The sequence below is a fragment of the Marivirga tractuosa DSM 4126 genome (assembly GCF_000183425.1).
Classification (GTDB): Bacteria; Bacteroidota; Bacteroidia; order Cytophagales; family Cyclobacteriaceae; genus Marivirga; species Marivirga tractuosa.
This window is the reverse complement of sequence record NC_014759.1, coordinates 144,973-158,618: the sequence shown is the minus strand read 5'-3', so window position 1 is coordinate 158,618 and position 13,646 is coordinate 144,973. Positions and strand designations below refer to the sequence as shown.

Below are 13,646 nucleotides of genomic sequence, written 5' to 3'. Positions count from 1 at the left end.
TTTTAGAATGTAACGTTTAAGCCCACTGTATAAGTTCGCGGCCTAGGGAATGATGTATAATCAATACCTAAAGATGGAACTCCATTTAATGATTTATTAACATTTACTTCAGGATCTAAACCTGTGTAATCAGTGATTACGAATAAATTCTGAGCATTAGCATATACTCTCAAAGAGCTGATGAACAAATTATCTGCTAAATTAAAGTTATAACCTAACGCCAAGTTTTGTAAACGTAAAAAGTCACCAGATTCTAAGAATCTTGTCGAAACGTCAGGTGCGTTTATAGGAGATTCTCCAGATGTTAAAACATCTGTAGTTACATTTCTACCATTACCTAAAGCTCCTGCAGTGAAAAATGCATTCGCTGTGTTATTATATATATAATGACCATACTGACCATTCATGTATACACTTAGATCAAAGTTTTTATATCTAGCTGTGGTATTAATACCAAGATTATATTTAGGTATTGGGCTGAATCCCAAGAACTGTTGGAAGTCACCATCATTGTATTGAGCAATGCCTTCACCGTTATAACCTTCAAAATCTCTTAAGTAGTAGGCGAATAATGGCTGTCCGCCAGTGATACGTTGAGCAAAAGCTCCCGTCAAACCTTGTCCTGAGATTTCACCAGTGTCAATTGATCCCTCATAATCTTCAACCATATTATTGTTGTATGATACATTAAATCCAAAATTCCAGCCGAAATCTGCCTGATCAAGAATCACATAATCTAAAGCAAATTCAACTCCTCTGTTCACCACATTGGCATCTAAATTAAACCATGTAAATGGTTGTGGAGCAGGTTGAGCAGAAGTGACCTGAATTAACAAATCAGTAGTAGTTTTATTATAGAAATCTAAACTACCACTTAGTCTTCCATTTAGGAAGCCATAATCTAAACCGATATTAGTCTGTGCTGTTTCTTCCCATCTTAAATTTTCATTATCAAAAGCTACAGTTGATAAACCAGGTCTAATAATTTGACCACCATCATTAAAACCTATATCACCATAATCTTGTCTTCTTTGGTGAAGGTTATGAGGAATTTCCTGATTTCCTGTCACACCATACCCTGCTCTTAATTTCAAATCATAGATTGATTCAGGAATAAATGACTCATCAGAAATTCTCCAAGCTAATGCAGCTGAGGGAAAAATACCATATTTATTATTTCCTCCGAATTTTGTGGAACCGTCAGCTCTTAATGTAGCCGTAAACAAATACTTATCTTTCAAATTATAATTGATTCTACCAAAATAAGACTGCAATTCATCTACACTTGCAAAAATATCTTCTGCTACAGCATTGACAGGTATACTAGGTCTTGCTGATAGATCTTCAGAACCCGATGCTAATCTGTTAACAAAAAACTGCTCATTTGCTGGATCATATCCAAACTGCTGATAAGAACCAGAAATCGCACCTCTTACTGAATTACCAGCAGATTCTAAATCAGATATCATTTCATACATATCAACAGTATTAAAACCGAAACCTTGTAAAGTATTTCCGCTTCTGTTGAATTCCTGATAAGAATAACCTGCTAACACATTAATATTACCGTCTCCTAATTTCTTATCAAATGTTAATAAAGCTTCTAACAGATTACTACTAGTTTCAACTGTTGCTATACCTGCTCTTCCTTGCTGAAAAGAAGTACCAATATTCAATTCAGGTGAAACTGCTTGGTTTCTAACAGAATTAGAATTATCAAATCCCGTATTAATTCTAAAATTCAAATCACTTGTAATATCATAATCCAGTGAAAGATTAATTAAAGCTCTATCAGTTTGAGCCTCATCAAGATTGTACTCTAACATTGACAACGGATTTCTTAAACCGGCAATTTGATTTTCAGGATCCGCAGGCAAAGTAGGGTTAGCAATATATGCAGCTCCTAATAAGTCTCCTTCGAAACCAGCATTATTTGTGATAGGAGGTGCGATATCATTAATTCTTGATAATGTTACTTGAGCACCAAATGTAAGTTTATCATTTAAAAATCTTTGCTGAAGATTCAGCCTTGCATTGATTCTCTCCATTGCAGACTTTTCAATAACACCTTGCTGATTTTCATAACCAGCCGATACTCTATAGTTACCTGTTTCGTAAGCATTAGAATAAGATAAATCATGCTTATGAGAAATCGCAGTTCTTGTAATTTCATCTTGCCAATCAGTTGCATCTCCAAAATCTAATTCACTTGGACTGGCACCATAATCTGGTAAAGCATCTAAATATTGATCAGCAGTCAACAAATCATATCTACTTGCAGGATTTGCAAAACTAACAGACGATCCGTAAGTAATATTATTTTCAGCTCCAGAACCACTTTTTGTAGTAATTAAAACTACACCATTTGCACCTCTAGCACCATAAATTGCAGTGGCAGAGGCATCTTTCAAAATATCTATGCTTTCAATATCATTCGGATTTAAGAAGTTCAAAGGGTTTCTAGGTGATGATGTACCACTACCTACATCTAAACCACCTGCTGTTACATCTCCACCAGATAAAGGAATTCCGTCCACAACAAATAAAGGATTATTTCCATTTCTTACCGATGATGTACCTCTTATTCGAATGTTAACTCCAGCACCAGGCTCACCGCTTGCCGAGGTGATTTGAACCCCAGCAGACTTACCTTGAATTAGTTGCTCAGGTGAAGCAATGACCCCGCCATTGAAGTCTTTCGCTGAAACTCTTTCAACAGCGCCTGTCGCATCTCTTGCTTCAACCTGACCATAACCCACAACCACAACCTCAGAAAGCTGTTCAACATCTTCTTGCAACTTAACATCTATTACGCTTCTACTTCCAACCTCAATTGTTTGGGGTTTATAGCCAATATAAGAAAACTTTAATCTCACATCGCCAGAGACGGATAATTTATAGTTCCCGTCAAAATCAGTGGTTGCACCGTTTGAAGTACCCACCACTAATACATTTACTCCAGGAAGTCCTTCCCCGGTTTTTGAATCAGTAACAGTTCCACTCACTGTCCTGTCCTGTGCATAAAGGCTTCCCAGGGAAAACCAGCATACACTTGCAATAATTAGTAAAAAGTGTCTCATGAATTTTTGAATTTTAGCCGTTTAAAAGTTCCATAATTAAATTTTGATTTTTCTCAATCTACAAATGTTTTTATTCCTTCAAGCACATAACTATTTGTATTTTATTTGGTTTTTGTTAATAAATTAAAATCAATGTAAAAATTCCATAATATCTCTGCAAGGCTTTGTGTGTAAAAAGTACACTTAGTATATTACGTAATCGTTTACGTAACCAAGATAAACTATTATTTATAATAATTCTAAATAAAACAGAGGTTTTTAGATAAAATACTATTACTATGAGCAAACATAATATTAGGTTGAAAGATATTGCAGAAGAACTAGGTATTAGTATACCTTCAGTTTCGAGAGCACTGAACAACAAAGCAGATATAGGAGAGGAAACAAAGAGGAGGGTCTTCGAATTAGCAGAGAAATTACATTACCAAAGAAATCAATTTGCTATAAATTTTAAAAACCAGCAATCATTCATTATCGGGGTCATTATACCACAGATTGTTCATCATTTTTTTTCCAATGTTATAAGTGGAATCATTGATGAAGCCGAAAATTTGGGCTATGGTGTTATGCTCTATCAAAGCAACGAGTCCTATGAGTCAGAACTTAAAGGAGTTGAAACCTTTCAAAAAAGTATGATAGATGGCTTAATTATTTCGCTTTCAGACAACACCTTTAAAGTTGATCACCTCAAAAATTTACAAGAACACAATGTTCCGGTTGTACTGGTAGACAAGGTGAATCCTGATATGGATTCAGCAAAAATTATTTGTGACGACTATAAAGGAGCTTACTATGCCACTGAACATCTGATCAGTATAGGAAAGAAAAAAATAGCTCATATCACGGGATCTTTAGAACCTCATACTACCAGAGAGCGGTGCAAAGGCTTCGAATCTGCTTTAAGGCATTATAATTTACCTCTAGTTCCGAACCTTATTAAAAAATGTAATCTGGTTTCAAGGGAAGAAGGTTATTTAACAACATTAGCACTACTAGCGGAGCCTGAAATTCCAGATGCTATATTCTGTGCGACTGACCCAACTGCAATAGGTGCAATAAAGGCAATAAAAGAAAAAGGTCTGCGAATTCCAGACGATATCGCTGTAATAGGATTTAGCGACTGGAAAATGTCTTCCATTGTAGACCCTCCCCTTTCCTCAGTATCACAACCTGACTTTGAAATGGGTAGAAAAGCCGTTGAACTTGTTGTAAAAGAAATTCAACTTACTAGAGAAAATAAGCCTGTGAAACATGAAACTCATGTAATGGAGACCTCATTAGTCTTACGAGAGTCTACTTTAGGAAAAAGTAAAAAAGTGCCACTTAATTAGGCACCTTTATCATTTTCAAGTCAATTAGTTTAGATTCTTCATATCCAATAGATAAATAACCGAAAACACCACCTGCAGCCTCTGCCACTTTCTTCGCAATATCTTTCATTGAATCAACGAACTGAATAGCCCAGTTTTTGTCCACTTTCTTCAAAATATCATTCAACCTCTCGATTTCCTCTATTACTTGCTTACTTCTCACTTCAGCATCTTTTGGGTAAGAATTCAAAAGCTCATTTAAACTTTTTTCGAAATCTGGTGCTATATCTTGATAGTAACTAAGTAATTCCTTTCTTGCTTTACTTTGTTTAATCTTTGTTAGATTAATGGCTTCTTTTAACTCACTTTTACTTATTTCTTCATCTGCACCTGCAATCAAAATAGTGACCATGGCAGGGATTTTTTTTAGCAAGTCAATTTCGGATTCAGTCAAATTTTCCAATTCTGGTATCATAGTTTATGGTTAAGTTAAATTTTTAGCAATATATGTAATCAAAGAAATTTTTGAGAGCGAATTTTAAAGAAAAAATTAATTTTCGATTAACTATAAGCTATCCACTACCAAAACGATCATTATTTAGGGAAGTCTTTGTGGTGATTGATAGATTCAATTTGATATTGATGATGTTTCATATGTGCTACAAAAAACTGAAGTGTCTGCAAAATATTCAATTTTCCTACTGCAGGATGAGCAAATATAAAATGACCTATTTTATCTTCTGGGAACTCATCTAAAAAGCTAAACATTTCACTTCGTAAATTCTCCCACTGATGTGAAAATTCATGTGCATCATGACTTATATTCAAACTATCTTTCTTTTCAGATAATACCTTTGGTGCCTTATACTTTTTCTTAGAATTTAATCGATTCACCAACAAAATAGTTTTGACTTCAGACTTAAGCCCTACTTTTTCATTCTTCCTATTAAAGTCGAAGTTTTGCATAAACTGTAAACTAATATTTTCTGAAGTAAAAAGATGTTGCATGACATCCAGCATCGACCAGGCTCCTTCATCAGGATGAAAATTTAATTGCTGATCATTGAATACTTGTAGGAGTGCGTCATAATAAGCTTTACCCTCTTCCATGCGAGCCCAATGCTTTTGAATTTTTGGATTCATAGTTTTAAATAGGATTATAGAAATCTGAAATTAAGAATAAAAATTGAAATCGACATTAAAAAACAAATTGGAAATCGACCACAGTCAAAATAGCCTTCAACCAAAGCTTAAGAAAAGATAAGCACTGACTTCCTCAAAATTTTAATTAAGGTCACTAATGAAATATACAGCTAAAGCTGATCATTTAATTGAACCACAATAGAAATGGAATAAGACCAAAATCAGAGGATACATAAGATGAAATAGTTGTGGGAAATCAAGGGATAGAAACAATCACTCAATTATCGTGAATGTCATCCAAACAGGAAGATGATCTGATATGTCCTCGGCCTCTCGCAATACATCAGACTCAATTTTTCGAATCTTGTTTTTATTATAAAAAACATAATCTAATCTTTCATAAGGATCGGCTGTATCAAAAGTGAAAAACTGAGATTCATTTTGAAGGTACCTTTCTTCCGATATGGCTTCACCTATAAGCGGTTCCTCCAAAAATATTTCGATGGTTTTTTCTTCTTCCAACACTTCACTGGCAAAGGGTGGCCGACTGTTAAAATCACCCATCAAAATTACTGGATACTTTTTTGACCATTTATTGAATTCGACCAATACTTCTTCCGCTTGAAGTTCTCTAGTCTCCCTATCGAAGGCTTCCAAATGAACATTCATTACAATTAATGTATCTGAATATAATTGTATTTTATTAATTTGCATCACCCTATCAATATAAAAAGCATTATAATAAAAAGGAGCATTAATTGGTTTATCAAATACAGTTAATTCATTTGACAATAATTGCATTTTACTAAGTACAGCTTGACCAGAATACATTCTACCAAAATGATTACGAATTGGAAAATAAGGAAATGGAACATAGGATTTATCCCAGTTTACAGAATATGCTCCCTGGTGGAAATTTAAATGAACACCTAAACTATCCAATTGGTTATAATTAAAGCTTCTTGAAGACTGAAAATCGACTTCTTGTAATCCCATAAAGTCAAAATCATAATCACTCAAAAGATCAATTGCTCTCGCTAAATTCTGAGAATATAAAGACTCCTCTCTATCGACTGGACGGTTGTTGGTCATGCCCGACAAGTAACCAATATTATAAGTCAGAACTGATAAGGTATCCGAAATACTTTTAGCTTCACTATTGTAAGTTACAACTTGATCATAATGTTCCTTTTCAACTACACTCGAACTTGCCCAAAAATAGAAAGCCATTAAACTCACTACTATTAACACCACCGCTACTAATAATACCTTTTTCATAAAACGATTATAGTAAAAATAATCAACACTTAGAAATTAAAAGGCTTTGATACCCAAAAACTCAAATTACATTATTCCAATATTACTAAAGGCAACAAACTGCATTTCCAAGATCTACTAATAAGAAGTGATAATAATCAATCTTCATTTGATACATATCCAGTAAAAACAAAACATTGCTAAATACAATTTCAACCTTGTACATAAAATGTTGCAAAAAGAAATAAATCATACAAACAACCTCAAACAAAGCCGTGCTCCAAGTCATCAATTTCACAAAATAATCTTCTGAGTTTCTTTTTGACTCTCTTAATAACACCAATTATTAACTAAAGTATAACTTTATTACAACCTCATTACTAATTCATTTATAATAATATATAACAACTTAACGAAGTAATACATTAGGAACGAAAATGTTACCAAATAATCTTCTGCAAATGAAAAACAACACGAAATGCTCCACATTTTATGAAAAACACAAAAGATCCAGTAAAAATTACGGATTATAAATAAAATTCAATTGAGGAATAAATGTGAAAAAGAAAAAAACTCGTTTTCACCGATAAAAACTAAAGAAAAATCGATGAGCCAGAAAAATCATAGGGAAATCCAAATTGTACTTTATTAATCTCCCCTACTCACCAGGATAAGTTCTTAAAACTATCATCTTTTACTTAAGTTTGTATTAATAAGAATATCCGATATAAAATGAACAGGTTTACTAACATTGATCAATACAAGAATTTCTTTGAGCGCTTAATCCAACTAGAAAGAAAATCTGAAATGGAATTTCACCTCAATGAAATTATGTTGCTATCTGCTCCACAAAGAGAGGCTAAAGGTAGGGCGATCTTAAACCTCTCTGGCAAGGACTCCGGAACTGGAATTGGAGGAGTATATTTAGTGAAATTAGTTAGAGGATCTGGGCTTCCAGACAATGAGATTTCCAACGGAGACGTGGTCATCATATCAAAAGATAAACCCAGTGGAAAAGAAGAGCAAGCTACAGTTGTAAGCAAGACAAAAAGAAGCATCACTATTGCTTATAATAAGACTCCACCCTACCTAGTTTATGGCCGTAACTTAAGGTTAGATCTTTACTCAAACGATATAACTTTTCAAAGAATGCTAGATGCAATAGAAGATCTAAAAAGGCTTCCAATCTTGCAAGAATATATAAAATCTAATATTGACTTATTTGAAGAAAATGAAAATACTAAAAATCACTCTTTCCAACAGCAAAATCTTAACTCCAAACAGCAGGAAATAATCAATCAGGCTTTGGTGACAAATGATATTTTTCTAATACATGGCCCTCCCGGAACTGGCAAAACCACAACCTTATCTTACCTCATAAAATCATTATTTGAAGGTGGTAAAAAGGTGCTAGTTACAGCGCCATCCAATACAGCAGTAGATAATATTCTGGAAAAGCTACAAAATTTAGAAATCCCTTCTACCAGGATTGGCAATCCGATCCGAATGGATGAAAATCTACTCAATTTGAGTTTGGATGTTCAGCTCCAAGACCATCCAGATTATCAACAAGCAAATGGAATTTGGAATGCTATACAAGTACTGAAGAAAGAACAAAATGAATACATTCCAGCTTCTGGACAGAACAGAAGAGGATTAAGCGATAACAAAATAATACAACTCGCAAGCAGCAAGAAACCCTACCGTGGAATACAGTCTGCGAAGCTTCGGAAGATGGCCAAGTGGATCAAAATCCAACAACAAATAAACAAGAATTATGAACAAGCTCAAGCTCTACAGCTCAGTGCAATCGAAAGCATTCTAGAACAAAGTCCCGTAATTTGCGCTACTAATTCATCCGCTGGAAGTGAGCTTTTAAAAGACATTATTTTTGATGTGGTGTGTATAGACGAGGCTACTCAATCCACAGAACCGGAGGCTCTAATACCATTGGTAAAAGGTAGAAAATGGGTATTAGCAGGTGACCATCAACAGCTACCTCCTACTGTTAAGTCAAGTGAAGCAAGCGATTTAAGTATCAGTTTATTCGAAAGGTTTCAAAAGGAACTACCAGCAAATAGAAGTAATATCCTCACTATTCAATACAGAATGCATCAGGAAATTATGCGATTTTCCAATGAAAACTTTTATCAAAAAAAATTAAAAGCACATCCCTCTGTTGCAAAACATAGCTTAGCAGACCTACCTGGTTTTGATCCGTTTCCGTATGTAAATCCTGCCCTTGAAAAGGTCGTTCAATCATCACCAGCTGTAGTATTTGTACCTTGTGAGCAAGGAGTTGAAGAACAATTGGCAGATAGTCATTCGTGGTTTAATAAAGCAGAAATTGCTTTAACAAAAGAAATCACTGACGCCTTGCTCTCTTCTAGGCTGTTTCCAGAGGATATTGGCATCATTTCACCTTATGATCAACAAGTAAGCCGTTTGAAGTCGGACTTAAAAGATTATCATGTCGAAATAAAATCAATTGATGGTTTTCAAGGAAGGGAAAAAGAAGTGATCATCATTAGTTTAGTCCGCTCCAACCTAAAAGAGGATATTGGTTTTCTACGTGATTACAGACGTCTAAATGTGGCACTTACCAGAGCAAAAAGAAAACTGATTATTATCGGCAGCCCTTTTACATTGCAGTCGAACCCTATATATAAGTCTTTAATCAAAAAAATTTCTAATCCATAGTAGCATAAAAAATATAGTGTAAATTAGTGATATTAATAATTTAATTAGTCGCATTTAATGAAAGTAACTTATCTACTATTTATTCTATTTTCATTTAGTACCAACTTTCGAGCTGCAGCGCAAGATTTGTCAAGTGAGGAAGAAAGAACCATAAATCAGCTAAGTAAGCTACGCTATAATTATCCTGATTCAGCATTATCTCTCATAGAAGACAAAATCCAAGAATCAAAAAAGAAAAAAACTGTATTTTTGGCTGAATTACTATTCTTAAAATCTGCTATTCAGTATATCCAAAGTGATTACTTAGCATCACGCAACACTTATGAAGAGCTTTATAGCTTATCGACTGAGCTCCATAATGAAATCGGAATTGCCCGAGCGTTGAACGGTAGTGGGTTGATCTATTTGGGGCGAGAACTTTACGAAGAAGCACTAAAGGAATTTGAAAAGGCACTCGAAATTAACAGAAAAATTGGTGATCAAAGGAATATTGCCACAAACCTTTTCAATATTGGCATTTGTTATCAAGAACTAGGTAAATGGCAAGAAGCATTCAACTCTTATAAGGAATCATATAAAATTTCTGATAGAAATAATCTGGCTACTTATGCGTTAATGGATATGAACCGCATTGGGATGTTATTCATTGAAAAAAATCAACTGGATTCAGCTGAATACTATTTACTGAAAGTTTATGAAAGCAAACCCAATCAATGGGAGAAAAGCTATAATCTAAGTGGATTAACAGAATTAGAAATTAAAAAAGGGAATTATAATAAAGCCATTGAATATGGTTTAAAATCCTTTCAAATAGCAGAAAATATCGGGGCAAAATGGGATGCTTCAGAAGCTGCACAAAAACTAAGTAAAGCTTATGAAGGATCAAATTCATTCAAAAAAGCACTAGAATTTCACAAACTTCACAAAGCCTATAGTGACAGCCTTTTAAATGAAGAAATGAACCGTGAAATCAATTGGGCAGAATTAAAACAGGCAAAAGCTGAAAATGAGCAATTAAAAATCCAGAAAGATCTATTATCATCTGACAAGGATCGCAATCAATTAATTATCGCTTTGCTGTCTTCGCTAGTATTGTTTCTTGTCATTTTAGCCTTATTATACAGAAGACATATCAGACAAAAGGAAAAGTATAATCAGAACCTGGGGACTATAAACAGACAGTTAGCTGAGAAGAAAATACAGATTGAAAAGCAAAATGAAGACTTAAAACAACTAAACAATGCTAAAAATCGTCTATTCTCCATACTTTCTCACGACCTAAGATCACCCATAAATTCAGTCAAACAATTACTGGATATCAGAAAAAGCATTTCAGAGGTTGATACTGAAAAGTTCATGGACAGGTTAACAACAGAAGTGGGAAATGTCAATCATCAAATCAATAGGCTGTTAAAATGGGCAAATACTCAAATGGATGGCTTCAAGACCAATCCTAAATCAATTCAGCTCGACAAAATAATAGATGAAAATTTAAACTCCATAAAATACATAGCACAGGAAAAAGCCATTGAATTACAGCATAATCCATCAAATAGTTTTGTTTATATAGATCAGGAACAACTCCATATTATTATCAACAATCTGTTGAATAATTCTATAAAATACACTCCAAAAGGTGGCTGTATCGAAATCAACTACTCAGAAGATGACAAATCCGTCTTTTTGAGCATAGAAGATAATGGCATAGGAATGGATAAGTATACATTATCTAGTTTGAAAGGTGATTTGAACGAACGATCATTCTCCCGAAAAGGAACCGATAAAGAAATTGGAACTGGTTTAGGTATGTTATTAGTAAAACAATTCTTAACATTTAATCATTCAAATATTGAAATTGAAAGTGAGGAAGGGAAAGGAACACGCTTTATTTTGACATTTCCAAAAGCAACTGAAGACATATAAATGATACCATTTTTAATTCATTACAGCCTTCATTTTATAGCCCCTGTTGGGATTGCATATCTGTACAGGCCTAAAGCCTGGAAAAATACCTATTTTGTATTGCTAGGCACAATGTTAGTTGATTTAGATCATCTTTTCGCTAGTCCCATTTTCGATCCTGATAGATGTAGTATAGGTTTTCATCCATTACATTCTTACTATGCAATTCTTGTTTATTTCTTTCTACTGTTCCCAAAAAGGAGTCGTTTAATAGCTATCGGACTTCTATTTCACATGTTCACTGATGGTTTAGACTGTTGGTTGCAGGGTACTATTTAAAGTGGTTGAAAAGGGAAAATCATGGGTAAGAAAATCGTGGCCAAAACCCAAAATAATAAATTTAAGCCCACCCCAACTCTTGTGAAATCGGTGAATTTATAGCTTCCAGCTGTGTAAACCATAGTGTTGGTTTGATAGCCAATGGGAGTCATAAAACTAGCAGAAGCAGCAAAAGTAACCGCCATCAGAAAGGGTGTAGGTACTAAGCCTAACTGTGTACTGATAGCTATCGCAATTGGTGCCATCAAAGCTGCAGTAGCATTATTGGACATTAACTCTGTTAAAAATGAGGTAGCTAAATACAAACCACTCAGCACCACCACAGGCCCAAATGCGCCTAGCTGATTTAAAAGCCCTCCTGCTATTTTTTGATCTAATCCCGTGTTGCTTAAAGCCACTCCGAAACTCAAAACTCCAGCAAGCAAAAACACTATTTTCCAGTTAATGGCTTTATAGACTTCTCGCATATTTAGAATATTAAGCAAAACCAATGCGACAACACCGGCCATAACAGAAATCACAATGTCCAATACTCCAAAAGTAGCCAATGCTATAACAGTTAATAGAATGCCGGTCACTATGAAAAACTGCGTTCTATTGAAGTCGATAACCATATCAGAAGAGAGTAATGCAAAAGGTGCATTTTGACTCATCTCCTTTTTCCGTAATTCCTTAACATAGTGAGATTTTACTTCCGCCAATAATACATCACCAGCTTTAAGCTTTATATCATATAAATCCTCATGCAAAACTTCCTCTCTATGACGTATAGCTAAAGGGGAAGCCCTGTAACGTCTTCTAAAATCAACTTCTTGCAAACTTTTCCCATCAAATTCAGAATTAGCACTGATAACCATTTCAACCAGAGATGTGCCCGTCCCTTTCAAATTATCTCCTGCCATTTTTAATGAAGAGCCTTCTAATACCTTAGCCCTGCTTTTCAACTCTTTGATGTTCGATAAATTACATCGAACTTTCAAAATATCACCGGCATGCAATATAAAATCACCTTGGGGCAAATTGTAGCGAGTCCCCTCCCTCTTGATTTCCAAAATATCAATCTTCAAATCTTTTACCAGAGCACTTTGCATGATTGACTTTCCTATTGAATCCGTATTATCTTGTAATTCAATTTCTGTTAGATATTCTCTCATTCCGAATTTCTCCTCTAAGTCCTCCTCATTTTTTCTGTTTTTTGGTAAGAGCCGAGTTCCGATCAACATCATATAAAGTGTACCAACAGAAACTAAAATCAAGCCAAAAGGTAGTAATTGAAACATACCAAACCCTTCAAACCCGAAATCCTGAGCAATACCACTTACTAGTACATTAGTAGATGTACCTATATAAGTACAGGTACCTCCAAATATAGAGGCAAAAGAAAGAGGAATTAAAAGCTGTGACGGACTCTTTCCCGTACTTTTCGCAATCTGAACTACAACTGGAATAAAAACTGCTACAACAGGCGTGTTATTAATAAAAGCTGAAATAACTGCTATGAGCAGCATCATCAATACCAAGCCTAATTTAAAATTTCTTTTGAAAATATCTGATAGTTTATAAGCTACAAACTGCAAAGCACCAGTTTTCAAGAGGGCAGCGCTCATTACAAACATAAAAGCTACTGTGATAGTAGCCGTATTGCTAAACCCTTGAATTCCTTCTATAGGACTTATTACCCCAGTAATCACCAAAGAACAGATTATCACCAAGGCAATTAAATCAACGGATAGCTTTTCAGTTACAAAAAGAATTATTGCCAATAAAATGACCCCTAAGGTCGCAATAGTTTGAAAATCCATAAATTAAATTTTGCTGTTGCAAATATAGGTTGGAAAATTGATATAAATCTACTAATCCTATAGAGAATACGAAAAGTCTAGAGTTGGAATTTGGATGCTTATTAGGATAATTT

Annotated in this window: 9 protein-coding genes; 4 read left to right on the top strand and 5 right to left on the bottom strand. The window is 34.5% G+C overall.

Annotated features, from left to right (window positions below; translation table 11 throughout):
* Positions 1-2 precede the first annotated feature (2 nt).
* A complete protein-coding gene (locus FTRAC_RS00685; protein WP_013452294.1) occupies positions 3-3,080 on the bottom strand; it encodes a SusC/RagA family TonB-linked outer membrane protein in 3,078 nt (1,025 codons plus the stop codon).
* A 278-nt stretch (positions 3,081-3,358) separates the two neighbouring features.
* Here FTRAC_RS00685 and FTRAC_RS00680 point away from each other — a divergent pair, with 278 nt between their 5' ends.
* Positions 3,359-4,411 (top strand): LacI family DNA-binding transcriptional regulator, encoded by a 1,053-nt coding sequence (locus tag FTRAC_RS00680; RefSeq protein WP_013452293.1) that lies wholly within the window; start codon positions 3,359-3,361, stop codon positions 4,409-4,411.
* On the opposite strand, the gene FTRAC_RS00675 is transcribed toward FTRAC_RS00680, so the two are convergent.
* The 3 genes from FTRAC_RS00675 to FTRAC_RS00665 all read right to left on the bottom strand — a co-directional run bounded on the left by FTRAC_RS00675 (position 4,404) and on the right by FTRAC_RS00665 (position 6,811).
* A complete protein-coding gene (locus tag FTRAC_RS00675) occupies positions 4,404-4,865 on the bottom strand; it encodes a hypothetical protein (RefSeq protein ID WP_013452292.1) in 462 nt (153 codons plus the stop codon). The genes FTRAC_RS00680 and FTRAC_RS00675 overlap by 8 nt on opposite strands.
* A gap of 119 nt (positions 4,866-4,984) precedes the next feature.
* Positions 4,985-5,533: a DinB family protein gene (locus tag FTRAC_RS00670; RefSeq protein ID WP_013452291.1), complete on the bottom strand. Its 549-nt coding sequence runs from the start codon at positions 5,531-5,533 to the stop codon at positions 4,985-4,987.
* 273 nt (positions 5,534-5,806) lie between these two features.
* Positions 5,807-6,811, bottom strand: a complete 1,005-nt coding sequence (locus FTRAC_RS00665; RefSeq protein ID WP_013452290.1) for an endonuclease/exonuclease/phosphatase family protein — start codon at positions 6,809-6,811, stop codon at positions 5,807-5,809.
* 711 nt (positions 6,812-7,522) lie between these two features.
* Between FTRAC_RS00665 and FTRAC_RS00655 the strand changes: the two genes are divergently transcribed.
* From FTRAC_RS00655 to FTRAC_RS00645, 3 genes are read left to right on the top strand one after another with little or no spacing between them, the layout of a single operon-like run.
* Positions 7,523-9,490 (top strand): IGHMBP2 family helicase, encoded by a 1,968-nt coding sequence (locus FTRAC_RS00655; protein WP_013452289.1) that lies wholly within the window; start codon positions 7,523-7,525, stop codon positions 9,488-9,490.
* A 57-nt stretch (positions 9,491-9,547) separates the two neighbouring features.
* Entirely contained in the window at positions 9,548-11,413 is a 1,866-nt protein-coding gene (locus FTRAC_RS00650; RefSeq protein ID WP_013452288.1) for a tetratricopeptide repeat-containing sensor histidine kinase, read from the top strand.
* The gene (locus tag FTRAC_RS00645) at positions 11,414-11,731 is read left to right on the top strand and encodes a DUF6122 family protein (protein WP_013452287.1); all 318 of its coding nucleotides are present in this window, start codon (positions 11,414-11,416) and stop codon (positions 11,729-11,731) included.
* Here FTRAC_RS00645 and FTRAC_RS00640 read toward each other — a convergent pair.
* Positions 11,728-13,533, bottom strand: coding sequence for an SLC13 family permease (locus FTRAC_RS00640; protein WP_013452286.1), 1,806 nt, complete (start codon positions 13,531-13,533; stop codon positions 11,728-11,730). The genes FTRAC_RS00645 and FTRAC_RS00640 overlap by 4 nt on opposite strands.
* Between the last annotated feature and the right edge of the window lie 113 nt (positions 13,534-13,646).

Coding starts and splice junctions, on each gene's coding strand:
- FTRAC_RS00640 (WP_013452286.1), bottom strand. CDS start 13,533: ATGGATTTTCAAACTATTGCGACCTTAGGGGTCATTTTATTGGCAATA.
- FTRAC_RS00680 (WP_013452293.1), top strand. CDS start 3,359: ATGAGCAAACATAATATTAGGTTGAAAGATATTGCAGAAGAACTAGGT.
- FTRAC_RS00675 (WP_013452292.1), bottom strand. CDS start 4,865: ATGATACCAGAATTGGAAAATTTGACTGAATCCGAAATTGACTTGCTA.
- FTRAC_RS00655 (WP_013452289.1), top strand. CDS start 7,523: ATGAACAGGTTTACTAACATTGATCAATACAAGAATTTCTTTGAGCGC.
- FTRAC_RS00650 (WP_013452288.1), top strand. CDS start 9,548: ATGAAAGTAACTTATCTACTATTTATTCTATTTTCATTTAGTACCAAC.
- FTRAC_RS00665 (WP_013452290.1), bottom strand. CDS start 6,811: ATGAAAAAGGTATTATTAGTAGCGGTGGTGTTAATAGTAGTGAGTTTA.
- FTRAC_RS00685 (WP_013452294.1), bottom strand. CDS start 3,080: ATGAGACACTTTTTACTAATTATTGCAAGTGTATGCTGGTTTTCCCTG.
- FTRAC_RS00645 (WP_013452287.1), top strand. CDS start 11,414: ATGATACCATTTTTAATTCATTACAGCCTTCATTTTATAGCCCCTGTT.
- FTRAC_RS00670 (WP_013452291.1), bottom strand. CDS start 5,533: ATGAATCCAAAAATTCAAAAGCATTGGGCTCGCATGGAAGAGGGTAAA.